The following is a 24,968-nucleotide window of genomic DNA, read 5'->3' as shown; positions in this document are numbered from 1 at the left end:
CACCCTCGTCCCAGGAGCAGACATGAGCACCCTCGAGCGCGCCGACGACGGCGCCGACGGACGCAGCAGCGACCCCGGACTGGCGTCGGACGTGCTGGCGGGGCTGCGGGACATCCCCGACTTCCCCGTCAACGGGGTGGTGTTCAAGGACTTCACGCCCGTCCTCCTCGACCACCCGCTGCGGTCGCGGATCATCGCCGACGTCGTCGAGCGTCGACGCGGCCAGGTCGACGTGGTCGCCGGGATCGAGGCGCGGGGATTCATCCTGGGGGCCGTCATCGCGCACGAGCTGGGGGTCGGCTTCGTCCCGGTGCGCAAGGAGGGCAAGCTGCCCTCGGCCGTGCACGCGCAGTCCTACTCGCTCGAGTACGGCACCGCGACCCTGGAGATCCACCAGGACGCGGTGTCCCACGGGGAGCGGGTACTGGTCGTCGACGACGTGCTCGCCACCGGGGGCACCCTGGCCGCCACCTGCGAGCTGGTCGAGCGCTGCGGGGCCAGCGTCGCGGCGATCGAGCTGGTCCTGGAGATCGGCCCGCTGCAGGGCCGCGAGAAGCTGACCCGCTACGACGTCCGCTCGACCGTCACCATCTGAGCGCTGCAGGCCACCCGGCGGGCCGCGGTCCGTCCCCCGGCACGGCAACTATGATCTGGACATGACCGACGGCGCCGCCCCGCCCCACCCGCCCGCCAGGGCCGGGGGAGGCCTGCGCCCGCGCTGGGCCCGCCTGGGAGGGGTGCGCACCGCCAGCGCCAACCCGGCCGTCGAGCCGCTGCTGCGCTCGGTCCGGGCGACCCACCCCAAGGCGGACCTCTCGCTCATCCAGCGGGCCTACGCGGTGGCCGAGGAGGCCCACCGCGGGCAGCGGCGCAAGAGCGGCGACGCCTACATCACCCACCCCCTCGCGGTGGCCACGATCCTGGCCGAGCTGGGGATGACCCCCTCCACGATCGCCGCGGCGCTCCTGCACGACACGGTGGAGGACACGGCATACTCCCTGGACCAGCTGCGCACCGACTTCGGCGACGAGATCGCGATGATGGTCGACGGCGTCACCAAGCTGGACAAGGTCACCTACGGCGAGGCCGCGCAGTCCGAGACCGTGCGCAAGATGGTCGTGGCCATGGCCAAGGACATCCGGGTGCTGGTCATCAAGCTGGCCGACCGGGTGCACAACGCGCGCACGTGGCGCTACGTGTCGCCGGAGTCGGCCGCCCGCAAGGCCGCCGAGACCCTGGAGATCTACGCCCCGCTGGCGCACCGGCTGGGGATGAACACGATCAAGTGGGAGCTGGAGGACCTGGCCTTCGCCCAGCTCTACCCCAAGGTCTACGACGAGATCGTGCGGATGGTGGCCGAGCGGGCACCGGCGCGCGAGGAGCTGCTCGCCACGATCCGGCAGGAGATCAACGAGGAGCTGCGGGCCAGCAAGATCCGGGCCACGATCACCGGGCGCCCCAAGCACTACTACTCGGTCTACCAGAAGATGATCGTGCGGGGGCACGACTTCGACAAGATCTACGACCTGCTCGGCGTGCGCGTGCTCGTGGACTCCATCCAGGACTGCTACGCGGTGCTCGGGGCGCTGCACAACCGGTGGAACCCGGTGCCGGGGCGGTTCAAGGACTACATCGCGATGCCCAAGTTCAACATGTACCAGTCGCTGCACACCACGGTCATCGGCCCCGAGGGCAAGCCGGTGGAGATCCAGATCCGCACCCACCAGATGCACCGCCGCGCGGAGTACGGCGTGGCCGCCCACTGGAAGTACAAGGAGCAGTCCCCGGACGGGACGCGCGCCGTCGCCGGCCAGGACGGTGCCCCCGGGGCCCTGGAGGGTATGCAGTGGCTGCGCCAGCTGCTGGAGTGGCAGCGGGAGACCTCCGACCCGGGGGAGTTCCTCGACTCCCTGCGCTTCGAGATCGGCGCGGCCGAGGTCTACGTCTTCACGCCTGGCGGCGACGTCATGGCGCTGCCGGCCGGGGCCACGCCCGTCGACTTCGCCTACGCCGTGCACACCGAGGTGGGCCACCGCTGCGTGGGCGGGCGGGTCAACGGCAAGCTGGTCCCGCTGGACTCCGAGCTGTCCAACGGCGACGTCGTCGAGATCATCACGAGCAAGGCCCAGGAGGCCGGGCCGAGCCGGGACTGGCTCAGCTTCGTCAAGAGCGCCCGGGCCCGCAACAAGATCCGGCAGTGGTTCACCCGCGAGCGGCGCGAGGAGATGGTCGAGTCCGGCCGCGACCAGATCGCCAAGGTGCTGCGCAAGCAGAACGCCCCGCTCCAGCGGCTGATGTCGCACGACACGCTGTCGGCCGTGGCCGGCGACCTGGGCTACAAGGACATCGAGGGCCTCTACGCCGCCGTGGGGGAGAAACACGTCTCGGCCCAGCACGTCGTCAAGCAGCTCACCGCCACGCTGGGCGGCGAGGACGGCACCGAGGAGGACCTGGCCGAGGCCACCCGACCGCGGCGGGGCCGGGTGGCGCACACCGACCCCGGGGTGACGGTCGTGGGCACCAACGACGTGTGGGTCAAGCTGGCCAAGTGCTGCACCCCCGTGCCCGGCGACCCGATCATGGGGTTCGTGACCCACGGCCGGGGGGTGTCGGTGCACCGGACCGACTGCACCAACGCCCAGCAGCTGCAGCAGCACCCCGAGCGGATCATCCCGGTGGCGTGGGCCCCGTCGGCCAGCAGCCTGTTCCTGGTCAACCTGCAGGTGGAGGCGCTGGACCGGTCCCGGCTGCTCTCCGACGTCACCCGGGTGCTCTCCGACCAGCACGTCAACATCCTCTCGGCGTCGGTGCAGACCGGCCGCGACCGGGTGGCGCTGAGCAAGTTCTCCTTCGAGATGGCCGACCCCTCCCACCTGGAGTCGGTCATCCGGGCCGTTCGCCGGGTGCCCGGGGTGCTGGACGCCTACCGGATCACCGGCACGACGAGCACCGACCCGCACCGGCGCGGCCGCTCGGCCTGACTCTCCTGGCTCTCCTGGCTGACCGGCAGAGAAGCCGGCCTCCGGGGCGTCGGCCCGAGCGGGGGCGCCGGCCGGTGGGCGCGGGCCGGTGGTGGCGCCGGCCGGTGGGCGCGGGCCGGTGGGCGCGGGCCGGTGGTGGCGACGAGGCTACGGCGTGTCGTGCACCGTGCGCCGCCGCTGCGGCGTGTCGGGGTCCCTGGCGCGGCTCTCGCAACACGCGACACGCCGCAACGATCGTCCGGGCCTCCGGGCCTCCGGGCCTCCGGGCCTCCGGGTCTCTGGGCCTCTGGGCCTCCGGGTTTCTGGGCCTCCGGGTCTCTGGGCCTCCGGGTCTCTGGGCGTCTGGGCGGCCGTGCCGTCGCTGGGTGTCTGGTATCTCTGGGCTTCGTTGGGAGTCGGTGGCTCCCCCGCGGCAAGGCTGCAGACCGGCCGGACGGCGCGGTCGCGAGGTGCAGGGAGCTGGCCGGGTGCTCAGGCTGGTGCGAGGAAGGCCGCCAGCGCGGCGGCATACCCCGCCTGGTCCAGCGTTCCGCAGATCTCCCGGGCCGAGTGCATCGAGAGCACCGGGGCGCCGAAGTCCACGGTGGTGGCACCCGTCAGGGCGGAGGTCGTCGGGCCCACGGTCGAGCCGCAGGGCAGGTCGGAGCGGGTGACGAAGGTCTGCATGGGCACCCCGGCCTGCTCGCAGGCCAGCGCGAAGGCCGCCGCCCCCAGGGAGTCGGTGGCGTAGCGCAGGTTGGCGTTGACCTTCAGCACCGGCCCGCCGTTCATGAGGATCGGGTGCTCCGGCTCGTGCCGGTCGGCGTAGTTGGGGTGGGTCGCGTGAGCCATGTCGCCCGAGGCGACGACCGTGCCGGCGAGGGAGCGCCACAGGTCCTCCCGGGTGCCCCCCGCGGCCAGGACGACCCGCTCCAGCCAGGCCGGCAGGAAGGTCGACTGGGCGCCGCGCTCGGACGTGCTGCCGACCTCCTCGTGGTCGAACAGGACGATCATCGGCACGGTCGGGTCGGCGGACGGCTCGCCGACGGCCTGCAGGATCGCGCGGACCGCGGCGTAGCTGGTGGCCAGGTTGTCCAGCCGCCCCGAGGCGATGAGTTCCCCCTCAGTACCGGTCCGGCGGGCGGGGGTCAGGTCGTGGGTCATCGCGTCGTAGGCCAGCAGGTCGTCCGGCGCGGTGCCGACGAGGTCGGCCAGCCAGGCGCGGAACGAGCGGGGGCCGGCACCCAGGCCCCAGTGCGGGGCCAGGTGCTGCTGGTCGTTGAGCTGCAGGCCCTCGCTGCGGACCGTGCGGTCCAGGTGGATGGCCAGCTGGGAGACCCGCAGCACCGGGTCATCGGTGCGGAAGAGCCGGTGACCGACCCCACCGGGTGCCCCGGCGTCCCGGACGGCGACCCGTCCGGAGAGACCCAGGTCGCGGTCCAGCCAGGAGTTGGTCAGCGCGCCGCCGTAGACCTCGACCCCGAGCAGCTGCCAGCCGGCCCGGGCCCAGTCGGGGCGGGGCTTGACCCGCAGGTTGGGGGAGTCGGTGTGGGCGCCGACGATCCGGAACGGGGTCGACGCGGTCCGGGCGGCGCCGTCCAGGTGGGCCGTGGACCAGGCCAGGAGCGAGCCGCCCCGGCGGACCACGTAGCTGCCCGGCCCGGGCGGGGTGGCGTCGGTCTCGGCCACCTCGGTGAAACCCTGCGCCCTCAGCAAGGCCGCCGCGGTGTCGACCGCGTGGAACGGCGAGGGTGAGGCGTCCAGGTAGGCGCACAGCCCCTCGGCGACCTGGGTGACCTGCGCGGCCAGGTCCGCGGCCGCCATCAGGACAGACCGCCCCGGGCGGACTCCAACCAGGTGCGCTTGGTCTCCAGCTCCGAGGTCAGCCGGGCGATCCGCTTCTCGTCCCCGGCGGCCTGCGCGGCGGCGAGGTCGGACTCCAGTCCCTGGACCCCGCGCTCGAGCTGGTCGACCATGGACTGCGCGCGGGCGGCCAGCTCCGGGTCTGTGCGCTGCCACTGCGTGTCCTCGACGTCACGCACCTTCTGCTCCACGGCCCGCAGCCGTCCCTCGACCCGGCGCACGTCCGCCCGCGGCACCTTGCCCGCGGCCTCCCAGCGGTCCTGGATGCGCCGCAGGGCCGCCTTGGTGCCGTCCAGGTGCTCGGTGTCCACCGGCAGCGCCTCGGCCTCCCGCAGGAGCTCCTCCTTGACCTTGAGGTTCTCGGAGAACTCCGCCTCCTCGGCCGCCACGACCTGGTCCTTGGCGTCGAAGAAGGCGTCCTGGGCCGCCTTGAAACGGGCCCACAGGGCGTCGTCGTCGGAGCGGGAGGCGCGTCCGGCCCGCTTCCACTCCTGCATGAGGCGTTTGAAGGCGCCGGCCGTGGCTCCCCAGTCGGTGCTCGTGGACAGGGCCTCGGCCTCGGCGACCAGCTTCACCTTGGCCGACTTGGCCTGGCCGTGCTCCTCGTCCAGCTGGGCGAACCAGGTCTTGCGCATCTTGTCGAACGCCGTGCGGGCGTGGCTGAAGCGCTTCCACAGGGCGTTCTCGACGTCCTTGTCCAGCCTCGGTCCGGAGCGCTGGTGGGCCTTCCACTCGTCGAGCAGGTCGCGGATGCGGTTGCTGGCCTGCTTCCACTGCACCTTGGCCGGCTCGGTCGCCGCGAGGGTCTCCGCCTCGAGGACGAGCGCCTCACGCTCCGTCGTCGCCCGTGCCTTGGCCTCCGCCCGTGCCCTGGCCTCGACGGCCGACCGCTCGGCGACGGTCTCCTCCAGTCCGGCCACGGTCGCCTCGAGGGCGGCCAGGTCGCCCACGACGTGGGCCTCACCGATCTGCTCCTTGAGGTGGGCCAGGGACTGGCGGGCGTCGTGCGCGGAGACGTCGGTGTGGGCCAGCCGCTGGGCCAGGAGGTCCGCGGCCGCCCCCAGCTCGTCGTACTTGCGGGCGAAGTAGGCCAGCGCCTCCTCGGGGCTGGCCCCGGGGTAGGACCCCACGGCCCGCTCGGACCCGTCGGCCAGCCGGACGTGGACCGTCCCGTCCTCGTCGACCCGTCCGTGGCGCACCGAGTCGCTCGGCGGCGTCGGCTCCTCGGCCGGCGGCGCGGGGGACGCGGTGGTCGGCGAGGAGGAGGACTCGGCGCCTGCCGGGGGGCGCGGCACCGCGGGCCTGCGGGCCGCGAACATGGCCGGCGTGGGCGTAGGCGTGGGGGAGGCGGGCCGGGCGGGCTGCGGTGACTCTGCGGGATCCGCCGGCGGTGCCTCGTCGGACCCGGCCTCGGTCGCGTCGGTCGCCGGCTCGCTCTCCGGCTCTGACGCCGTGGAGGTGCCCTCCGGCTCGGAGACGGGTTCAGCAGTGGCGCTCCCTGGCTCGGGCTCGGGCTCGGGCTCTGCGGGTGCCTCCTCGGACGCGTTCTCCGAGGTGGCGGTCTCGGACTCCGGCTCGGAGTGGGCGGCGGTGGCCGGCTCCGGCTCGACGGAAGCCACCTCCTCCCCGGGCGTCTCCGCCCCGGACTGGATCGGCTGCTCCGCGGGCGTCTCCGCCCCGGACTGGATCGGCTGCTCCGCGGGCGTGTCCTCCTCCGGCTGGGCGGGCTGCTCCGCGGGCGTGTCCTCCTCCGGCTGGGCGGGCTGCTCCGCGGGCGTGTCCGACTCCGGCTGGGCGGCCTGCTCCGCGGGCGCGTCTGCCCCGGGCTGGATCGGCTGCTCCGCGGGCGCTTCCATCTCTGGCTGGGCGGCGTCGGGCTGGACGGGCTGCTCGGACACGGTGGTGGCCTCTCTCGACCGCGGGCGCGGCCATCGGGGCCGGCTCGACTGACAGTTCGACCCCGACCCTACCTGCCTCGTCCGACGCGCCCACGGTCTCCGTGCCACTGGGCCGGCGCACGTCCTCCCGGCTAGGCTCGGGGACGTGTTCGTCCGCAGCATCGTCGCCGACGCCTTCGGGACCAACTGCTACGTGCTCGCCCCCGCCGAGGGGGAGGAGTGCGTCGTCGTCGATCCCGGGATCGGGGTGGAGGGTCGCGTCCAGGAGGTCCTGCGCGAGCACCGCCTGCGCCCGGCCGCCGTGCTGCTGACGCACGGGCACCTGGACCACGTGTATGCCGTGACGCCGGTCTGCGGCGGCACCGTCGCCGCGCACATCCACACCGAGGACCGCTACCGGCTCACCGATCCGCTCTCGAGCCTGGGACCGGGACTGGTCGCGGCGCTGGAACAGCAGTTCGGCACCCGGGCCCGCTGGCAGGAGCCGGAGCAGGTCGTGGACCTGCTCGACGAGCAGGTCCTGGAGCTGGCCGGGCTGCGGGTGAGCGTGAGCCACGCGCCGGGGCACACCGAGGGATCGGTGATCTTCGGCCTGGGCGAGCTGCCCGCCGCCGTCCCGGCGGACGACCTGGACCGCACCGTGCTGTCCGGCGACGTGCTCTTCGCCGGGTCGATCGGTCGCACCGACCTGCCGGGCGGCGACCCGGCCGCGATGCAGCGCTCCCTGCGGGACCGCGTCCTGCCCCTGCCGGACTCCACGCTGGTCCTGCCCGGGCACGGACCGGCGACGACCATGGCCCGGGAACGCACGACCAACCCCTTCCTGCAGAACATCTAGACTCGCGGCGTGATCACGCCCCGCACCCCCTCCGGAGTCCTCGAGCTGCTCCCCGGCGAGCAGGTCGCCTTCCAGCGGATGCTGGAGGCCATCCGCGCCGGCTACGAGCGGTTCGGGTTCCTGCCGATCGAGACCCCGGTGTTCGAGCGCTCCGACGTGCTGCTGACCAAGACCGGCGGGGAGACCGAACGGCAGGTCTACTTCGTCCAGTCCACCGGCGCCCTGGAGAAGGCGCGCGACGCCGCCGGCGGCGAGGACGCGGCATACCCCGAGCTCGCCCTGCGCTTCGACCTGACGGTGCCGCTGGCGCGCTACGTCGCCGAGCACGAGCACCAGCTGACCTTCCCCTTCCGGCGCTACCAGATGCAGCGGGTCTACCGGGGGGAGCGGCCCCAGCGCGGACGGTTCCGCGAGTTCTACCAGTGCGACGTCGACGTCGTCGGCAAGGACGAGCTGTCCGTGCGCCACGACGCCGAGTGCCCCGCCGTCATCCACGCGATCTTCACCGACCTGGCGATCGGGCCCTTCACCATCCAGATCAACAACCGCAAGCTGCTGCGCGGCTTCTACGAGGACCTCGGCATCACCGACGCCGAGCAGCAGGCCGCGGTGCTCCGGGAGGTCGACAAGCTCGACAAGCGCGGGGAGGAACACCTGCGCACCACCCTGACGGGAGAGGGGTTCGACCTCCCGGCCGACGTGGTCGAGCAGGTCCTGGCCTTCGTCCAGGTGCGCTCCGAGGGGCACGACGACGCCCTCGCCCACCTGGCCGCCGTCGAGTCGGCCTCCGGGGGCAGCAGCGCGCTCGCCGAGGGGGTCGCCGAGCTGCGCGAGGTGCTCACGCTCGTGCGGGCGCTGGGGGTCCCCGAGAGCGACTACCGGCTCAACTTCTCCATCGCCCGCGGGCTGGACTACTACACCGGCACCGTCTACGAGACGACGCTGGACGAGCACCCGCAGATCGGGTCGATCTGCTCCGGCGGGCGCTACGACAACCTGGCCGGGCAGTACACCCGCTCCCGGCTGCCCGGGGTCGGCATCTCGATCGGCCTGTCCCGCCTGTTCTGGCAGCTGCGCGAGGCGGGCCTGGTCGAGGCGTCCGCAGGGGAGTCCACCGTCCAGGTGCTCGTCCCGCAGGTGGAGGCCGCCCTCCTCGACGACCAGCTCGCGCTGGCCTCCCAGCTGCGCCACGGCGGGATCAACACCGAGGCCGTGCTCGACGGGGGCAAGCTGGGCAAGCAGCTGCGGTATGCCGACCGCGCCGGCATCCGGTTCGTGGCCATCCTGGGTCCCCAGGAGGTGGCCGACGGCACGGTGACCCTCAAGGACCTGCGTCGCCAGGACCAGTTCACCGTCGCCCGGGACGAGGTGGTCTCGGCCCTGCGGGTCGAGCTGGCCCAGCCGCTGGTCTGACCGCGCGGACCTGGACGGCGGGCGTTCAGCCGCCCTCGCGGACCTCGACCTCCAGGATGCTCACCGGCCGGGCCGGTGCGCCGTCGGCGGCACCGCCCTCGGCGCCCTCGGCGGCCACCGCCTCGACGATCTCCAACCCCTCCGTGACCTGGCCGAAGACGGTGTAACCGCCGCCCTGGGTGGGCAGCTGGGTCTCCTGGTAGACGATGAAGAACTGGCCGCCGTTGCTGTCCGGGTCCTGGGTGCGGGCCATCGCCAGCGTGCCGGGCGGGTAGCGCCCGTCGTCCGGAGCGTTCTCGACGCCGTAGCCGTAGCCCGGGTTGCCCCGACCCGTGCCCGTCGGGTCGCCGCACTGGAGCACGAAGATGCCCGAGGTCGTCACCCGGTGGCAGGGGCTGTCCTCCCACCAGCCCTGCTCGGCCAGGAAGGCGAACGAGGCGACCGTCTGCGGAGCCGCCCCGGCGGCCAGGTCGACGACGAGGTCGCCGCAGGTCGTCCTGATCGTCGCGGTGACCTCCTCGGCCCCGGCCCACGGGTCGGGCAGGTCGTCCTGGGGAAAGGCGGTGACGTCCTCCGGCGGGGGCGGAGGATCGGCGCAGTCCAGGGTCACCCCGCTGGCGGGGGCGGCCCCGTCCGCGGCGTCCGAGCCGTCGTCCGGGTCGGCGGCGCAGCCGCCCGCGAGCAGGAGCAGCAGCGGCAGGGTGGCGGCAAGGCCGGCGCGAGGGGTCACGATGAAGGAGTGTAGGCAGTGGGTCCGGACGGCACGGAAAGGTGTGTTAGCGTACTAGCACGCTGGTACAGCAGTCGGACCACGACGCGGCCCAGCACCCACCACCTACCCACCACCTCACGACCCGCACGGCAGGAGCACGGATGAAGCAGCGCCCGGGGGACACCACGCGTGCCTCGCGCACCCGTGCCGACCTGACCTCCGTGCTGGCCGCCCTGCAGGACCCTGCGCTGGTGGACGCGTTCCTGCAGGACCTGTGCACCCCTGCTGAGATCGAGGCGCTGGCCGACCGCTGGTCGGTCGTCCCCCTGCTCGCCCAGGGCCTGTCCTACCGGCAGGCCCACGAGGCCACCGGGGTGAGCGTGACCACCGTGGGCCGGATCGCGCGCTGCCTGGAGGCCGGCGCCGGCGGCTACCGCGCCGCGCTGCAGCACCGTCCGGCCGCGGGCCGGCCCGCCGGGGACGAGCATCCGCGGGCGGCCTCCACCGCCTGAGCCGGCCGCGCCCACCCGCCTGCCCCACGTCATACCCCTGCCCGTGCCCCTGCTCCTCGAGAAGGCCCTCATGACCCCGCCCGCCCAGCCACGCGAACGTCTGCGCGTGGCCATCCAGAAGTCCGGCCGCCTCGGCGAGCCGGCCCGCGACCTGCTGGCCTCGTGCGGGCTCACCTGGCGCGAGAGCCGGGACAAGCTGTTCTGCTACGGCGAGTCCCTGCCGGTCGACCTGCTCCTGGTCCGCGACGACGACATCCCGGGGCTGATCGCCGACGGCGTCTGCGACCTGGGGATCGTGGGCCGCAACGTCCTCGTCGAGCACCGCCTGGAGCGCGCGGCGCACGGGCGTCCGGCCGACCTCACCGAGTGGCGCCAGCTGGGCTGGGGGGCCTGCCGCCTGGACGTGGCCATCGAGGAGGAGCAGGAGTGGACCGGCCCCGCGCAGCTGGAGGGGCTGCGGATCGCCACCTCCTACCCGCGGACCCTGGCCCACTGGCTGGAGGAGCAGGGCGTCGACGCCGAACCCGTCGTGCTCAACGGCTCGGTCGAGATCGCCCCGCGCCTCGGCCAGGCCGACGTCGTGTGCGACCTGGTCTCCAGCGGCGGCACCCTGCGGGCCAACCAGCTGCGTCCGGTGACCACGATCCTGCACTCCGAGGCGGTCATCGCCGGACCCTCGGCCACCCTCGACGACGGCCGTCAGGAGATCGCCGACCTGCTGCTGCGCCGCATCGACGGGGCGGTGCAGCTCAAGGAGTCCCGTCTCCTCCTGCTGCGGGTGGCCCGTGCCTCCCTCGAGGAGCTGCGCCCCCTCCTGCCGACCGGGCACGAGCCGACGGTCACCCAGGTGGACGGCCGTGACGAGGTCGCCGTCCAGGTGCTCGTGCACGGGCCCGTGCCGTGGTCCAAGCTCGAGGACCTCAAGCGCGCGGGCGCGCACAACCTCATGGTCCTGCCCGTGGAGGGGATGCTGGCATGAACGTGCTCACCTGGTCCGCGCTCGACGCGGCCGCCCGCGAGGAGGCCCTGCGCCGCGGCACGGCCGCCGCCGGGGCCGAGGTCACGGCCGGGGTCGCCGACATCCTGGCGCAGGTGCGCACCGGCGGCGACGCCGCCGTGCGCGCGCTGACCGCCCGCCTCGACGGGGCCGACGTCGCCGAGCCGGAGGTCTCCGTCGCCGACCGGGACGCCGCCGTCGCCGGCCTCGACCCCGTTCTGCGGGAGGCGATCTCGGAGGCCGCCGGGCGCATCCGCGTCTTCCACGAGGCGGGCATGCAGCAGGGGTATGCCGTGGAGACCGCACCCGGGGTGGAGTGCCGCCGGGTGGTGCGCCCCGTGCGTCGGGTCGGGCTCTACGTGCCCGCCGGGTCCGCCCCCCTGCCCTCGACCGCCCTCATGCTCGGCGTGCCGGCGCAGCTGGCCGGCTGCCCCGAGGTCGTGCTGTGCACCCCGCCCCGTCCCGACGGCACCGCCGACCCGGCCGTGCTCGCGGCCGCCGCCGAGTGCGGCATCACCCGGGTCTTCCTCGTGGGAGGTGCCCAGGCGGTGGCCGCCCTGGCCTACGGGACGGAGTCCGTGCCGCGGGTCGACAAGATCTTCGGCCCCGGCAACGCCTGGGTGACCGAGGCCAAGCGCCAGGTCAGCACCGCCGAGGGCGGGCCCGGCATCGACCTGCCGGCCGGCCCCTCGGAGGTCCTGGTCATCGCCGACGCGGGGGCCGACGCGGAGTTCGTGGCCGCGGACCTGCTGAGCCAGGCCGAGCACGGGCCGGACAGCCAGGTCGTGCTGCTCACCGACGACGCCGACCTGGCCGCCCGGGTGGCGGCCGAGGTCGAGCGCCAGGTGGAGACGCTGCCCCGGGCCGACGTGGCCCGCAAGGCGCTCGCGGCCAGCCGCCTGATCGTGACCCCCGACCTGGACACCGCCCTGGAGGTGTCCAACGACTACGCGCCCGAGCACCTCATCCTGGCCCTGCGCGACGCGGACGCCTGGGTGGACCGGGTCGACCGGGCGGGGTCGGTCTTCCTGGGCGACCACACCCCCGAGACGCTGGGCGACTACTGCTCGGGGACCAACCACGTGCTCCCCACCGCCGGCGCCGCCCGGTTCACCGGCGGGGTGAACGTCGCCTCCTTCCAGATCGCCATGACCGTGCAGCGGGCCACCCCGCAGGGCCTGGCCGCGGTGGGCCCGTGCGCGGTGACCCTCTCGGAGGCCGAGCAGCTCTACGCCCACCAGCGGGCCGTCACGCGGCGGCTCGCGCGCCTCACCGGAGCGGGGGCGGCACCGTGAGCGACGGCTCCGAGGGCACCGCCCCGTTCCCCGCCCACCTCGTCCGGGAGGACCTGCGCGACTTCGCCGGCTACTCCTCCGCACGGACCAGCGCACCAGGGGTGCCCGCCTCGATCTGGTTGAACGCCAACGAGTCCGGTGAGGCCAGCAGCGCCGACCCCGAGGGTGCCAACCGCCGCTACCCCGACCCCCAGCCCCCGGCGCTGGTCGAGGCGTTCGCCGACCTGTGGGCCACGACGCCCGGACGGGTCGTCGTCGGCCGGGGAAGCGACGAGATCATCGAGCTGCTGGTGCGCACGCTGTGCCGCCCCGGCGGCGACGGCGTCGTCGTCGCCCCGCCCACCTTCGGGATGTATGCCGTCTCGGCCCGCCTCCACGGGGTGCCGGTCCACGAGGTGCCCCAGGTCGACGACGGGGCGCGCTTCACCGTCGACACCGGGGCGCTGGCGACCCGGGCCCGGGAGACCGGGGCGCGGATCGTCTTCGTGGCCTCGCCGGGGAACCCGACCGGGACCGTCGTCCCGCTTCGCGACCTCGCCGCCCTCGTCGAGGCGGTCGCCGACCGGGCCGTCGTCGTGGTCGACGAGGCCTACGGGGAGTACGCCGAGCAGCGCTCCGCCGTCGCCCTGCTGGAGGAGCACCCCACCCTGGTCGTGCTGCGCACCCTGTCCAAGGCGCACGGCCTGGCCGGGGCGCGGATCGGCATCGGGCTGGCCCACCCCGACCTGGCCACCGTCCTGCGCCGGGTGCAGGCGCCCTACCCGGTGCCGGTGCCCGTGGCCCGGCTCGGCCTGGAGGCGCTGGCCCCGGCCGCCCTGGAGGCCACCCGCCGGCGGGTGCTGCAGACCCTGCGGCTGCGCGACGTCGTGGTCCGGCGGCTGCGCGAGGTCCCGGGCGTCCGCGCGGTCTACGCCACCGACGCCAACTTCCTCCTCGTCCGCTCCGACGACCCCGGTGCGCTGCTCCATACTCTCGCCTCGGCCGGGATCGTGGTCCGCGACCTGCGGCACCAGCCCGGCCTGCACGACGCCCTGCGGATCACCGTCGGCACCGCCGACGAGATGACCGCCCTCGACACCGCCCTCAGGGAGACCACCGCATGAGCACCGCCCGCCCCCTCTGCCTCGTCGACCGCGACGGGACGATCATCGCCGAGCCGGACGACTTCCAGGTCGACGACCTGGCCAAGCTGCGTCTGGTGGAGGGCGTGATCCCGGCGCTGCTGCGCATCCAGGACGCCGGCTACGACCTGGTCATGGTCAGCAACCAGGACGGCCTGGGCACCGAGGCCTTCCCGCAGGAGAGCTTCGAGGCCGCCCACGGGCTGCTCATGCAGATCCTCACCAGCCAGGGCGTGCGCTTCCGCGAGGTCCTCGTCGACCCGCACCCGGCCGGGCCGGACGCGCCCTGGACCCGCAAGCCGGGCATCGGCATGGTGGTCCACCTGCTCAAGGACACGGGCGTGGACTGGGGCCGCAGCGTCATGGTGGGCGACCGGGACACCGACCGGCAGTTCGGAGAGAACCTGGGCATCCCCACCTACCTGCTGCCCTCGGTGGCCACCCCCGAGGGGACCCCGACCACGACGTGGGCGGACATCGCCCACGCCCTGGCCGACCGGCCGCGGACGGCGCACGTGGACCGGAACACCGCCGAGACGCGGATCAGCGTCGACGTCGACCTCGACCGGCCGGGGGGCGCCGACGCGCGGACCGGCCTCGGCTTCTTCGACCACATGCTCGACCAGCTGGCCAAGCACGGCGGCTTCTCGATGACCGTCCGCTGCGACGGCGACCTGCACATCGACGACCACCACACGATCGAGGACGTGGCGCTGGCCGTCGGCGAGGCGGTCCGCACGGCCCTGGGCGACAAGCGGGGGATCGGCCGCTACGGCTTCACCCTGCCCATGGACGAGGCGCGGGCCAGCGCCTCGATCGACCTGTCGGGCCGGCCGTTCTTCCTCTACGAGGGCTCCTTCGACCGGTCCCACGTGGGGGAGTTCCCCACCGAGATGGTCGAGCACTTCTGGCGCTCCTTCGCCGACGCCACGCGCTGCACGCTGCACCTGAGCGTGCTCGGCACCAACACCCACCACCAGGTCGAGGTCGGTTTCAAGGCCGTGGCCCGCGCCCTGCGGATGGCCATCGCCCGCCAGGGCGACGCCACCGAGCTGCCCTCCACCAAGGGCGTCCTGTGAGCCCGCCCCTGCGGGTGGCCCTCGTCGACGGCGGCGGCACGAACATCGGCTCGGTCAGCTACGCGCTCGAGCGGCTGGGGGCCGCGCCCCGCCTGACCGCCGACCCCGCCGAGATCCTGGCGGCCGACCGCGTGGTCCTGCCCGGGGTGGGCGCGGCGGGGGCCGGGATGGCCCGGCTGCGCGGGTCGGGCCTGGAGGATGTGCTCCGCCAGGTGCAGGCACCCCTGCTGGGCGTCTGCCTCGGGATGCAGCTGCTCTTCGACCGCTCCGCCGAGGACGGCGGCACCACCACCCTCGGGCTGGTCCCGGGCGAGGTCGTGCCCATCCCGGCCGCGCCGGGCGTGCGGGTGCCGCACATGGGCTGGAACCGCCTCGACGACCTCGTGCAGGACCCGCTCCTGGCCGGGATCGACCCGGGGGAGCGGGCCTACTTCGTGCACTCCTTCGCCGCCCCCGTCGGCCCCTCGACCCTGGCCTCCACGACCCACGGGACCACCTTCTCGGCGGTGGTGCGCGCCGGCTTGCGCTGGGGCGCCCAGTTCCACCCGGAGCGTTCGGGTCGGGTCGGGGCCCGCCTTCTGCGAAACTTCCTGCTGGAGATCGACCGATGACGACCGACCCCACCGACGACGTCCGGAGTGAGACCGCTGTGACCACCGCCCGCCCGTTCACCGTCTACCCGGCGATCGACGTCCGCGGCGGTGCCGTGGTGCGGCTCCTGCGCGGCGACTACGACCAGGAGACCCGCTACACCGACGACCCGGTGGCCGTCGCCGAGAACTACGCCCGGGGCGGCGCGCGCTGGCTGCACCTCGTCGACCTGGACGCCGCCCGGGCGGGGGACTACACGCTGGGGGAGACGCTGACCCGGATCGTGGACACCACCGGCCTGATGGTGCAGACCGGTGGCGGGGTGCGCAGCGCCGAGGACGTGCAGCGACTGCTGGACGCGGGGGCCACCCGCGTCGTCGTCGGGTCGCTGGCCGTGCGCGAGCCGGAGACGGTCTCGGGCTGGCTCGACCGCTTCGGGCCCGAGCAGCTGACCGTCGCGCTCGACACCCGCACCTCCGACGACGGCCGCTGGGTCCTGCCCGTGGCGGGCTGGACCTCGGTCGGGGAGCAGGACCTCATCACCTGCCTGCACCGCTACGACGGCTCGGGCCTGCGGCACGTGCTCTGCACCGACATCGGCCGGGACGGGACGCTCTCGGGGCCCAACTTCCACCTCTACACGATGCTCACCCGCTCGGCCCCCCACCTGCAGGTGCAGGCCTCCGGCGGCGCCCGCAACGTGGACGACGTCCGGGCCGCCCGGCGCACCGGCACGGCCGGGATCATCCTGGGCAAGGCCCTCCTCGAGGGACGCCTCACCGTGGGCGACGCGATCGCCGAGGAGGGCCTGTGAGCACCACGCTGGCCCGCCGCATCATCCCCTGCCTCGACGTGCGCGACGGCCGCGTCGTCAAGGGCACCCGCTTCCGCGACCACCGGGACATGGGCGACATCGTCGAGCTGGCCACCCGCTACGCCGAGGAGGGCGCCGACGAGCTCGTCTTCTACGACATCACCGCCAGCCCCCAGGGACGCGGCGTCGACGTGGAGTGGGTGCGCCGGGTCGCCCGAGCCATCGACATCCCCTTCTGCGTCGCCGGCGGCATCCGCTCGGTGGACACGGCCCGGGCGGTGCTCCACGCCGGGGCGGACAAGATCTCGGTCAACACGCCGGCCACGCAGCGGCCCGAGCTGGTCTCGGAGCTGGCCGGGGCGTTCGGCGTCCAGTGCGTCGTCGTCGGCGTGGACAGCCTGCGCGACAAGGACGGCACCTGGCGGATCCGGCAGTTCACCGGCGACCCCGAGGCGACCCGCGCCCTACCCGTGGGCACCCTGGACTGGGTGCGCCGGATGCAGGAGCTCGGGGCCGGGGAGGTCGTGCTCAACTGCATGGGCTCGGACGGGGTGCGCTCGGGGTATGACGTGGAGCAGCTCTCCGCGGTCCGGGCGGTCTGCGGGGTGCCCCTCGTGGCCAGCGGCGGTGCGGGGACGGCCGAGCACTTCGTGGAGGTGTTCCGGGAGGCCGACGTCGACGGCGCCCTGGCCGCCACCGTCTTCCACGACGGCTCGCTGCCGATCCCGCAGCTGAAGACGACCCTGGCCGCGGCCGGTGTCGAGGTGCGCGCCCCGGAGGCGGCGGCGTGAGCACCGGGGAGGGGGCAGCGGGGCAGCCCGGGCAGCCCGGGCAGCCCCTGCGTCTGGGTGCCGGCCTCAGGGTGGAGGACCTCGACTTCGCCAAGGCCGGGGGCCTGGTGCCCGGGGTGGTCCAGGACGTGGACACCCGCGAGGTGCTCATGGTCGGCTTCCTCGACGCCCAGGCCGTGGAGACCACGCTGCGGACGGGACTGGCGACCTTCCGCAGCCGCAGCCGGGGCGGACCGTGGACGAAGGGGGAGACCAGCGGCAACACGCTGCAGGTCGTGGCCGTCGACGTCGACTGCGACCGGGACACCCTGCTGATCTCCGCCGTGCCGGCCGGGCCGACCTGCCACACGGGGGACCGGACCTGCTTCGACGGCGCCCGTGCGCAGGCACCCCGGCCCTTCCTGCCCGTGCTCGACGAGGTCGTCGCCCAGCGCCACCAGGAGCTGCCGGAGGGGTCCTACACCACCCGGCTGTTCGCCGGGGGCGTGCGCCGCATCGCCCAGAAGGTGGGGGAGGAGGGCGTGGAGACGGCGCTCGCCGCGGTGGCCCAGGACGACGAGGCGCTGCTGGGGGAGTCCGCCGACCTGCTCTACCACCTGCTGGTGCTGCTGCGCTCCCGGGACCTGTCGCTCGCCGACGTGGAGGACGTCCTGCGCCGACGCCACGGCTGAGAGCCCGCGGGGGCCGTCAGGGCCGCGTGCGCAGCCCCAGCTCGGACAGCTCGAGGTCGGCCAGCCCGCGGAGCACGTCGGGGTCACCGGAGCGGAAGGCCGCCACCGGGTCGGGGTGGAGCTGCTGGAGGCGGCGGGGGGGCTGACGGACCAGGGCACGCAGCGCGAGCAGCTGTTGGGACTCCGGGTCGGAGACCTCGCGGCCCAGGGAGGCCGCCCGCCGCACCCAGACCAGCCGCAGCAGCCCCCAGGCCAGGACGACGAGCAGCACCGGGGTCCCGGCGCTGAGCAGGGAGACCACCCAGGCCACCGTGCGGACCGAGGCCTCGAGCTGGTCGCCGGCGCTCACCAGGTCGTCCCCGACGGCGGCGGCACCGATGAACGGGGCGTCCAGGCGGTCACCGAGCAGCGGAACCTCCCCGATCCGTCCGGCGACGTCCTCCATCCGGTCGCTCAGCCCGGTGCCCGCGCTGCGCAGCGGGACCGCCGGCCGGGCCAGGGTCATCACGAGGTCGAAGACCCACCGGCCCACCAGGACCCAGGCGAGCACCCAGCCCAGGACGAAGAGGTCGGCGCCCACCTGCCGGGCGCGGCGGGCGGGGGCGTCGGCGTAGAGGCGCATGGGCACAGTCTCACCCGTCGGCACCCACCGTGCCGGGTCGGCACCGACCCGGCGGTCGGCCGGACCGGGCGGGAGGCCCGGACGGGAGGCCCGGTCGGCCGGACCGGGCGGGACGCCCGGGCGGGCGTGGCAGAGTGGACCGGTGAGCCCCCGTCCGGACGTGACCGCCGACCTGGTCGTCTCCGACCGGGTCGTCGTGCCCGCCGCCGAGCTGGTCGAACGCTTCAGCCGCTCCTCGGGGCCGGGCGGGCAGGGCGTGAACACGACCGACTCGAGGGTGGAGCTGTGCCTCGACGTCGCCGCCAGCCCCTCGCTGCCGCCCGACCTGCGCGACCGGGCGGTCTCCCGGCTGGGCGCCCGCCTCGTCGACGGCGTCCTGACCGTCGTCGCCTCCGAGCACCGGCGTCAGCTGGACAACCGCCGGGAGGCCCGGCGCCGGCTCGCCCAGCTGCTCCGGGAGGCGACCGCGGCCCCCGCGCGCCGCCGCCGACCGACCCGGCCCACCCGGGGGTCCGTCGAGCGCCGGCTGCGGGGCAAGGAGCACCGCGCCTCCGTCAAGCGGGCCCGGCGGCGGCCGGGGCCCGGTGAGCAGCCGTGAACGCGACGGCCCTGAGGCTCGCGGCCGACGGGTGGCTGGACCACCTGCGGGTGGAGCGGGGCCGCTCGGAGCACACGCTGCGCGCCTACCGGCGGGACCTGGGCCGCTACCTCGACTTCCTCGCCGCCCAGGAGGTCACCTCGCCCGCCGAGGTGCGGGAGCGGCACGTCACCGAGTTCCTCGCCCACCTGCGGGCGGGGGACGAGGAGCACGCCCCGCTGGCGGCCACCTCGGCCGCCCGCGCGGTGGTCGCCGTCCGGGGCCTGCACACCTTCCTGGCGCTGGAGGGGGAGAGCCCCGACGACCCGGCCCGGGAGGTGTCGCCGCCCACCCCGCCGCGACGGCTGCCGACGGCGCTGCCCCTCGACCAGGTGGAACGGCTGCTCCAGGCGGCGGCCGTGGGGGACACGCCGTCGGCGCTGCGCGACCGCGCCCTGCTGGAGGTCCTCTACGGCTGCGGGGCCCGGGTCAGCGAGGCGATCGCCCTCGACCTGGACGACCTGGAGCTGGGCCGGACCGAGGACGGCACCGGGGGGGTGGTGCGGCTCTTCGGCAAGGGCCGCAAGGAGCGCGTCGTCCCGATGGGCCGGCACGCCCGGGCAGCCCTGGACGCCTGGCTGGTCCGTGGCCGGCCCGAGCTGGTGCGGACCGGACGGGGGACCCCCGCCGTGTTCGTCAACGTCCGCGGTGGCCGCCTGTCGCGCCAGTCGGCGTGGACCGCGATCAAGGGCGCCGCCGAGCGGGCCGGCCTGAGCTCGACGGTCAGCCCGCACACGCTGCGCCACTCTTTCGCCACCCACCTGCTCGACGGAGGAGCCGACGTCCGGGTCGTCCAGGAGCTCCTCGGTCACGCGTCGGTGACGACCACCCAGATCTACACGCACGTCTCCACCCAGCGCCTGCGCGAGGTCTACGCCCAGGCGCACCCCCGGGCGCGGGCCCCCGTCGTCGGCCCCTGACCCCCGAGTCTCGACCTCAGGTCGAGGTTCACCGCGCCATACCCGGGTCGCCCGCTCCGTTAGGGTCGGGCATGATCGGCGGGAGCCGACCCGAAGCGAGCGAGGCTGGAGACCACACACCGTGAACCGCGAGGCACACGCCACCTACGACCGCCTGCCCGGGACCGAGTCCACGGGGGTGGGGCAGGACGGTCCCACCGGGCGACCCCTGCCGGACTTCCCGGTCCCACCCCCTCTGGCCGATCACGGCCCGGCCCGGATCATCGCGATGTGCAACCAGAAGGGCGGCGTCGGCAAGACCACGACGACCATCAACCTGGGTGCCGCGCTGGCCGAGTACGGCCGCCGGGTCCTCCTCGTCGACTTCGACCCCCAGGGAGCGCTGTCCGTCGGTCTCGGCGTGCGCACCCACGACCTGGACGTGACCGTCTACAACCTCCTGGTCGAGCGCGGGCACGACGTGCGCGACGTCATCCAGTCCACCCACGTGCCCGACGTCGACCTGCTGCCGGCCAACATCGACCTGTCGGCGGCCGAGGTCCAGCTCGTCGGCGAGGTGGCGCGCGAGCAGATCCTGGCGCGCGTGCTGCGGCCGGTCGTGGACGACTACGACGTCGTCCTCATCGACTGCCAGCCCTCGCTGGGGCTGCTCACGGTCAACGCCCTCACGGCGGCGCACGGGGTCGTCATCCCCCTGGAGTGCGAGTTCTTCGCCATGCGAGGCGTTGCCCTGCTCATCGAGACCATCGAGAAGATCACCGACCGGCTCAACCCCCGGCTGGAGGTCGACGGCATCCTGGCCACGATGTACGACGGCCGCACGCTGCACTCCCGCGAGGTCGTCCGCAGCGTCGTCGACCACTTCCAGGACACCGTCTTCCACACCGTCATCAGCCGCACCGTGAAGTTCCCCGACGCCACGCTGGCGGCCGAGCCGATCACCTCCTACGCCAGCACCCACTCGGGCGCGGAGGCCTACCGTCAGCTGGCCCGCGAGCTCGTGGCCCGCGGCGGCGCTCCCTGAGCCCGGTGTCCCAGGTTCCACCGGCCGGAACCACCCCCGGTGGGGTGCTGAGCGGTTCCCGGGGCAGCTTCGAGGTCCACCTCGACGTCTTCTCCGGACCCTTCGAGCTGCTGCTGGGCCTGATCAGCAAGCACCGGCTGGACGTCACCGAGATCGCCCTGGCGTCGGTGACCGACGAGTTCGTCGCCCACCTGCGCACCTCGCGGGAGGCCCAGCAGGAGTGGGACCTGTCGCAGGCCAGCGAGTTCGTCGTCATCGCCGCGACGCTGCTGGACCTCAAGGCCGCGCGGCTCCTCCCGGGTGCCCGGGAGGACGACGAGGAGGACCTGGCCCTCATCGAGGCCCGCGACCTGCTCTTCGCCCGGCTCCTGCAGTACCGCGCCTTCAAGCAGGTGGCCGACGAGCTGCGCCTGCGGATGGCCGGGGCCGGCCGGATCTACCCGCGGGACGTGGGGCTGGAGGACCGGTTCGCCACCCTGCTCCCCGAGGTGGTGCTCTCCGTCACCCCGGAGCAGCTGGCGATGATCGCCGGGCGGGCGATGATCCCGCGACCGCCGCCCGCCGTGGGGGTGGGGCACCTGCACGCGCCCACGGTCTCCGTGCGCGAGCAGGCCTCGATCGTCGTGGCCCGCCTGCGCGAGCGCGGACGGGCCACCTTCCGTGAGCTCGTGGCCGACGCCGGCTCGACCCTGGTGGTGGTGGCCCGGTTCCTGGCCCTGCTGGAGCTGTTCCGGGACACCGTGGTCGCGCTGGAGCAGGAGGAGGCCCTCGGGGAGATCGTCGTGCGCTGGACCGGGCCGGACGCCGGTACGGTCGACGTGAGCGACGAGTTCGACGACCCGACCGACGAGGAGGCGCACCCGTGAGCGACACCCCCCCACCGCGGGGCACCGACGCCGCCGAGGACGACAGCGTGGTGGAGACCCTCGGGGACGCCCCCGCCGGGGACGCCCCCGCCGAGGCGGTTCCTGACGTGGCGGACCTGCCCGGCGGGGCCAGGGCGGCCCTCGAGGCCGTCCTCATGGTGCTGGACGAGCCGGTGACGGAGGAGGCGCTGGCCACCGCCCTGCGCCGCACGGTCGAGGAGGTCGGCGGCCTCCTGGACGCGCTGGCGCAGGAGTATGCCGTGCACGAGCGCGGGTTCGTCCTGCGCCGCCTGGGGGGCGGCTGGCGTCTCTACACCCGGGCCGACCTGGCTCCGGTGGTCGAGGGCTTCCTCCTGGGGGGTCAGCAGGCCCGCCTGACCCAGGCGGCCCTGGAGACGCTCGCGGTGGTCGCCTACCGCCAGCCCGTCAGCCGGGCACGCATCGGCGCCATCCGCGGCGTGAACGTGGACGGGGTGGTGCGTACGCTTCTCGCCAGGGGCATGGTGACCGAGGTGGGGCAGGACCCCAGCGCGGGCGCGGTGCTCTACGGCACGACCGACCTGTTCCTGCAGAGGATGGGACTGGACTCCCTCGACGACCTGCCGGCCCTCGCGCCCTACCTGCCGTCGGCAGAGGTGCTCGAGGAGCTGGCTGCGGAAGGACTGGCATGAACGACGACAGGAAGGGCCGCAGCGGCGGCCGGCAGGGCGGTCGCGGCGGACCGGGCGGAGGGCCGCGGCGCGGCGGCGGTGGCAACGCCGGTCCCCGGCAGGCCGGTGGTCCGCGACCACCGCGCGGCCGGCGCCCCCAGCCGCCGCGGTCGGACCGTCCGGACGTGGACGTCCACGACCCGCAGGGCGTGCGGCTGCAGAAGCTGCTGGCCGCGGCCGGCTTCGGGAGCAGGCGTGCCTGCGAGAAGCTCATCGAGCAGGGCCGGGTCGTCGTCGACGGCCAGGTGGTGACCGAGCTGGGGGTGCGGGTCTCCCCGGCCACGCAGGTCGTCCACGTGGACGGCGACCGCGTCGTGCTGGACACCGACAAGGTCTACCTGGCGTTCAACAAGCCCGCTGGCGTGGTCTCCACGATGCACGACGAGGAGGGACGGCCCTGCCTGGCCGACTACGTCGGCCACCTCTCCGCCCGGCTCTTCCACGTCGGCCGGCTCGACGTCGACACCGAGGGGCTGCTGCTGCTGACCAACGACGGCGACCTGGCCCACCGGCTCCAGCACCCTGCCTACGGGGTGCCCAAGACCTACGTGGCGCAGGTCCACGGACTCGTGGCCAAGGACGTCGGCCGCCAGCTGCGGGAGGGCGTCCAGCTCGAGGACGGCCTGGCCCGCGCGGACTCCTTCCGGCTCGTGGACAACGTGCCCGGTCACTCGATCATCGAGATCGTCCTGCACGAGGGGCGCAAGCACATCGTCCGTCGGATGATGGAGTCCGTCGGCTACCCGGTCGAGATGCTCTCCCGGGTCCAGGTGGGGCCCGTGCGCCTGGCCGAGCTGCGGCCCGGTCGCTACCGGGCGCTGTCGGCCGAGGAGGTCGCCCAGCTCTACCGCTCCGCCGGGCTCTGAGACCACCAGCCGTCGTCGGCGACGGCCCGGACGAGGCCGTCCCGCACCTCGGCGTGCGTGGGCCAGCGGTCGCGGAACGCCGAGCCGGCGGCGGTGGGGATGTCCAGCCGCCCGGCCGCCGCCACCAGGTCCCGCTCCTCCGCATCGTGGTCCCGGTCGACCGGCCGACCGGCCTTGACGTCCACCAGCTCGGACACCGCCGAGTCCACGACGGCGGCCAGCCCCTCGGGCAGACCCTGCCCGGGGCGGCTGCGCAGCAGCAGCACCGCGTCGGCCAGCAGCAGCGTGGCCAGGGCCGGCGAGCGGTGCGGGTCGGCGCTGTGGAAGTAGCGCAGCACCGGGAAGGCCCGTTGCTGGGCCGCCACCTCCGAGACGTCGCCGGCCAGCCCCGCCAGGTAGGGGCCGGCCCAGGCACCGGGGTCCTCGGCCAGACGACGGGCCACCGTCGCCGGGTCGTCCCCCAGGGCGAAGACCGCGGAGGCGGTGGTGCGACGCTTCAGGGCCGCCGAGATCACGGAGACGACGTAGGAGACCGCGAGCGTCAGCAGCGTGGTGGCCACGAACGTCAGGGCTCCCGTGACGAAGGTCCAGGGAGGCCCGTCGGGGACGTAGTCGCCGTAGCCCAGGCCGGTGAGGGCGACCGGGACGTAGTACGCCAGGTCCAGCGGGCCGGCGGGCACCCGGCCGGTGGCGAGCACGACCGACCCGGGAGCCGCGCGCAGCAGCAGCCACGTCCCCAGGGCCAGCCCCAGGAACCACACGACGATGGTCGCCAGGGTCATCGCCGGACCCGCGGCGGCCAGCACCCGGTGGATCCGACGCCGGTGGTGGACGACCAGCAGAAGCCGCCACCCGGGCTCGGACCACCCCCGGGTCAGGGGACCGGGACCGTCGATCCGCAGGATCGTCACGAAGGCGTCCCACACCACGAGGAGGACCAGGGACCAGCCGAGCACGCCGAGCAGCACCGTCACGGTGCCAGTGTGCCGCTGCACCCGCCCGGGGCCGGGGAGGAACACCCCGACAGCCGTTAGGCTGGACGGGTGCCCCAGACCCCCATGACGATCGCCGTCGACGGACCCAGCGGGTCCGGCAAGTCCTCGGTCTCCCGGGCCGTGGCTCGCGAGCTCGGCCTGGGCTACCTGGACACCGGCGCCATGTACCGGGCGCTGGCGTGGTGGTGCCTGGAGCAGCAGGTCGACCCGGCCGACGCCCCGTCGGTGGCCCGGGCGGCCACCCAGCTGCCCCTGACGATCTCCACCGACCCCGACGCCGAGCACGTGCGCGTCGGGGAGGTCGACGTCACCCGGGCCGTCCGGGAGGACCGCGTCACCGCCGAGGTCTCGGCGGTGGCCACCAACCTCGACGTGCGCGCCGAGCTGCGGCGCCGCCAGCGGGCGATCATCGACGAGCTGCGCGCGAGCACCGGCGGGGTCGTCGCGGAGGGCCGGGACATCACCACCGTCGTGGCTCCGGACGCCGACCTGCGGGTGCTGCTCACCGCCTCCGAGGAGGCCCGCCTGGCCCGTCGGGCCACCGAGCGCCACGGGGCGGCCGACGAGGTCACGCTGGCCGCGACCCGGGACCTGGTCCTGCGGCGCGACCGGCAGGACTCGACGGTGTCCGCCTTCCTCGAGGCCTCCGACGGCGTGATCACCCTCGACACCTCGACCCTGACCTTCGAGGAGGTCGTGGCCGCCCTGCTGGCCCTGGCCCGTGGCGAGGTGCGCCCGGACGCGCACGCCGGCACACCCCATACCCCCTGAAT

Annotated in this window: 25 protein-coding genes; 20 read left to right on the top strand and 5 right to left on the bottom strand. The window is 74.4% G+C overall.

The features are described 5' to 3' along the window. Positions 1–22 precede the first annotated feature (22 nt). Positions 23–595, top strand: a complete 573-nt coding sequence (locus ACWHYA_RS13925) for an adenine phosphoribosyltransferase (RefSeq protein WP_425942656.1) — start codon at positions 23–25, stop codon at positions 593–595. Between the two features lie 61 nt (positions 596–656). Continuing rightward, complete coding sequence (locus ACWHYA_RS13920; RefSeq protein ID WP_425942655.1) at positions 657–2,981, top strand: RelA/SpoT family protein; 2,325 nt, start codon at positions 657–659, stop codon at positions 2,979–2,981. 471 nt (positions 2,982–3,452) lie between these two features. Here ACWHYA_RS13920 and ACWHYA_RS13915 read toward each other — a convergent pair whose 3' ends face one another. Further along, a complete protein-coding gene (locus ACWHYA_RS13915) occupies positions 3,453–4,784 on the bottom strand; it encodes a M18 family aminopeptidase (RefSeq protein WP_425942654.1) in 1,332 nt (443 codons plus the stop codon). Further along, positions 4,784–6,721: a DUF349 domain-containing protein gene (locus ACWHYA_RS13910; protein WP_425942653.1), complete on the bottom strand. Its 1,938-nt coding sequence runs from the start codon at positions 6,719–6,721 to the stop codon at positions 4,784–4,786. The genes ACWHYA_RS13915 and ACWHYA_RS13910 overlap by 1 nt, the downstream gene beginning before the upstream one ends. Positions 6,722–6,866: 145 nt before the next feature. Between ACWHYA_RS13910 and ACWHYA_RS13905 the strand changes: the two genes are divergently transcribed. Continuing rightward, positions 6,867–7,559, top strand: coding sequence for an MBL fold metallo-hydrolase (locus tag ACWHYA_RS13905; protein WP_425942652.1), 693 nt, complete (start codon positions 6,867–6,869; stop codon positions 7,557–7,559). A gap of 9 nt (positions 7,560–7,568) precedes the next feature. Beyond that, entirely contained in the window at positions 7,569–8,972 is a 1,404-nt protein-coding gene (gene hisS, locus ACWHYA_RS13900) for a histidine--tRNA ligase (RefSeq protein WP_425942651.1), read from the top strand. Positions 8,973–8,997: 25 nt separating this feature from the next. Here the strand turns inward: hisS and ACWHYA_RS13895 are convergent, their stop codons facing one another. Continuing rightward, a complete protein-coding gene (locus tag ACWHYA_RS13895; RefSeq protein WP_425942650.1) occupies positions 8,998–9,702 on the bottom strand; it encodes a peptidylprolyl isomerase in 705 nt (234 codons plus the stop codon). A gap of 143 nt (positions 9,703–9,845) precedes the next feature. Here ACWHYA_RS13895 and ACWHYA_RS13890 point away from each other — a divergent pair, with 143 nt between their 5' ends. From ACWHYA_RS13890 to hisIE, 9 genes are read left to right on the top strand one after another with little or no spacing between them, the layout of a single operon-like run. After that, complete coding sequence (locus ACWHYA_RS13890) at positions 9,846–10,196, top strand: YerC/YecD family TrpR-related protein (protein ID WP_425942649.1); 351 nt, start codon at positions 9,846–9,848, stop codon at positions 10,194–10,196. A gap of 43 nt (positions 10,197–10,239) precedes the next feature. Next, on the top strand, positions 10,240–11,175 hold the full coding sequence (hisG, locus tag ACWHYA_RS13885) for an ATP phosphoribosyltransferase (RefSeq protein WP_431473794.1): 936 nt from the start codon (positions 10,240–10,242) through the stop codon (positions 11,173–11,175). Further along, positions 11,172–12,488, top strand: a complete 1,317-nt coding sequence (hisD, locus tag ACWHYA_RS13880; RefSeq protein ID WP_425942647.1) for a histidinol dehydrogenase — start codon at positions 11,172–11,174, stop codon at positions 12,486–12,488. The genes hisG and hisD overlap by 4 nt, the downstream gene beginning before the upstream one ends. Further along, a complete protein-coding gene (gene hisC, locus ACWHYA_RS13875; RefSeq protein ID WP_425942646.1) occupies positions 12,485–13,591 on the top strand; it encodes a histidinol-phosphate transaminase in 1,107 nt (368 codons plus the stop codon). Before hisD ends, hisC begins: the two co-directional genes overlap by 4 nt. Continuing rightward, complete coding sequence (gene hisB / locus ACWHYA_RS13870) at positions 13,588–14,688, top strand: bifunctional histidinol-phosphatase/imidazoleglycerol-phosphate dehydratase HisB (RefSeq protein ID WP_425942645.1); 1,101 nt, start codon at positions 13,588–13,590, stop codon at positions 14,686–14,688. Before hisC ends, hisB begins: the two co-directional genes overlap by 4 nt. Next, positions 14,685–15,299, top strand: coding sequence for an imidazole glycerol phosphate synthase subunit HisH (gene hisH, locus ACWHYA_RS13865; protein WP_425942644.1), 615 nt, complete (start codon positions 14,685–14,687; stop codon positions 15,297–15,299). The genes hisB and hisH overlap by 4 nt, the downstream gene beginning before the upstream one ends. Continuing rightward, positions 15,296–16,093: a 1-(5-phosphoribosyl)-5-[(5-phosphoribosylamino)methylideneamino]imidazole-4-carboxamide isomerase gene (hisA, locus tag ACWHYA_RS13860; protein ID WP_425942643.1), complete on the top strand. Its 798-nt coding sequence runs from the start codon at positions 15,296–15,298 to the stop codon at positions 16,091–16,093. Before hisH ends, hisA begins: the two co-directional genes overlap by 4 nt. Then, the gene (gene hisF / locus ACWHYA_RS13855; RefSeq protein WP_425942642.1) at positions 16,090–16,884 is read left to right on the top strand and encodes an imidazole glycerol phosphate synthase subunit HisF; all 795 of its coding nucleotides are present in this window, start codon (positions 16,090–16,092) and stop codon (positions 16,882–16,884) included. Before hisA ends, hisF begins: the two co-directional genes overlap by 4 nt. Continuing rightward, positions 16,881–17,555, top strand: coding sequence for a bifunctional phosphoribosyl-AMP cyclohydrolase/phosphoribosyl-ATP diphosphatase HisIE (hisIE, locus tag ACWHYA_RS13850; RefSeq protein WP_425942641.1), 675 nt, complete (start codon positions 16,881–16,883; stop codon positions 17,553–17,555). Before hisF ends, hisIE begins: the two co-directional genes overlap by 4 nt. A 16-nt stretch (positions 17,556–17,571) precedes the next feature. Here hisIE and ACWHYA_RS13845 read toward each other — a convergent pair whose 3' ends face one another. Further along, positions 17,572–18,177: a hypothetical protein gene (locus ACWHYA_RS13845; RefSeq protein WP_425942640.1), complete on the bottom strand. Its 606-nt coding sequence runs from the start codon at positions 18,175–18,177 to the stop codon at positions 17,572–17,574. A 142-nt stretch (positions 18,178–18,319) separates the two neighbouring features. On the opposite strand from ACWHYA_RS13845, the gene arfB reads away from it, so the two are divergent. From arfB to ACWHYA_RS13815, 6 genes are all read left to right on the top strand, one after another. Beyond that, complete coding sequence (arfB, locus tag ACWHYA_RS13840; RefSeq protein WP_425942639.1) at positions 18,320–18,775, top strand: alternative ribosome rescue aminoacyl-tRNA hydrolase ArfB; 456 nt, start codon at positions 18,320–18,322, stop codon at positions 18,773–18,775. Further along, positions 18,772–19,734, top strand: a complete 963-nt coding sequence (gene xerD / locus ACWHYA_RS13835) for a site-specific tyrosine recombinase XerD (protein ID WP_425942638.1) — start codon at positions 18,772–18,774, stop codon at positions 19,732–19,734. Before arfB ends, xerD begins: the two co-directional genes overlap by 4 nt. A gap of 121 nt (positions 19,735–19,855) precedes the next feature. Beyond that, the gene (locus tag ACWHYA_RS13830; protein WP_425942637.1) at positions 19,856–20,758 is read left to right on the top strand and encodes a ParA family protein; all 903 of its coding nucleotides are present in this window, start codon (positions 19,856–19,858) and stop codon (positions 20,756–20,758) included. Positions 20,759–20,763: 5 nt separating this feature from the next. After that, positions 20,764–21,624: a segregation and condensation protein A gene (locus ACWHYA_RS13825; protein WP_425942636.1), complete on the top strand. Its 861-nt coding sequence runs from the start codon at positions 20,764–20,766 to the stop codon at positions 21,622–21,624. Beyond that, positions 21,621–22,295 (top strand): SMC-Scp complex subunit ScpB, encoded by a 675-nt coding sequence (scpB, locus tag ACWHYA_RS13820; protein ID WP_425942635.1) that lies wholly within the window; start codon positions 21,621–21,623, stop codon positions 22,293–22,295. The genes ACWHYA_RS13825 and scpB overlap by 4 nt, the downstream gene beginning before the upstream one ends. After that, positions 22,292–23,200 carry a pseudouridine synthase gene (locus ACWHYA_RS13815; RefSeq protein ID WP_425942634.1) on the top strand — a complete coding sequence of 303 codons (909 nt, stop codon included), beginning with the start codon at positions 22,292–22,294 and terminating at the stop codon, positions 23,198–23,200. The genes scpB and ACWHYA_RS13815 overlap by 4 nt, the downstream gene beginning before the upstream one ends. Here the strand turns inward: ACWHYA_RS13815 and ACWHYA_RS13810 are convergent. Then, a complete protein-coding gene (locus ACWHYA_RS13810) occupies positions 23,179–24,174 on the bottom strand; it encodes a hypothetical protein (protein WP_425942633.1) in 996 nt (331 codons plus the stop codon). The two genes, ACWHYA_RS13815 and ACWHYA_RS13810, sit on opposite strands and share 22 nt — an antisense overlap. 69 nt (positions 24,175–24,243) lie before the next feature. Between ACWHYA_RS13810 and cmk the strand changes: the two genes are divergently transcribed. Continuing rightward, the gene (gene cmk / locus ACWHYA_RS13805) at positions 24,244–24,966 is read left to right on the top strand and encodes a (d)CMP kinase (protein ID WP_425942632.1); all 723 of its coding nucleotides are present in this window, start codon (positions 24,244–24,246) and stop codon (positions 24,964–24,966) included. The last annotated feature ends 2 nt before the right edge of the window (positions 24,967–24,968 follow it).

This window comes from Ornithinimicrobium carbonis (assembly GCF_977012275.1).
The sequence above is the reverse complement of the archived record's forward strand: the minus strand, read 5'-3'. Positions and strand labels throughout refer to the sequence as shown.

What these genes read in the sequence shown, in the direction of transcription:
- ACWHYA_RS13925 (WP_425942656.1), top strand. Translation starts at nt 23, where the DNA reads ATGAGCACCCTCGAGCGCGCCGACGACGGCGCCGACGGACGCAGCAGC.
- ACWHYA_RS13920 (WP_425942655.1), top strand. Translation starts at nt 657, where the DNA reads ATGACCGACGGCGCCGCCCCGCCCCACCCGCCCGCCAGGGCCGGGGGA.
- ACWHYA_RS13915 (WP_425942654.1), bottom strand. Translation starts at nt 4,784, where the DNA reads ATGGCGGCCGCGGACCTGGCCGCGCAGGTCACCCAGGTCGCCGAGGGG.
- ACWHYA_RS13890 (WP_425942649.1), top strand. Translation starts at nt 9,846, where the DNA reads ATGAAGCAGCGCCCGGGGGACACCACGCGTGCCTCGCGCACCCGTGCC.
- hisD (WP_425942647.1), top strand. Translation starts at nt 11,172, where the DNA reads ATGAACGTGCTCACCTGGTCCGCGCTCGACGCGGCCGCCCGCGAGGAG.
- hisB (WP_425942645.1), top strand. Translation starts at nt 13,588, where the DNA reads ATGAGCACCGCCCGCCCCCTCTGCCTCGTCGACCGCGACGGGACGATC.
- hisA (WP_425942643.1), top strand. Translation starts at nt 15,296, where the DNA reads ATGACGACCGACCCCACCGACGACGTCCGGAGTGAGACCGCTGTGACC.
- ACWHYA_RS13845 (WP_425942640.1), bottom strand. Translation starts at nt 18,177, where the DNA reads ATGCGCCTCTACGCCGACGCCCCCGCCCGCCGCGCCCGGCAGGTGGGC.
- ACWHYA_RS13815 (WP_425942634.1), top strand. Translation starts at nt 22,292, where the DNA reads ATGAACGACGACAGGAAGGGCCGCAGCGGCGGCCGGCAGGGCGGTCGC.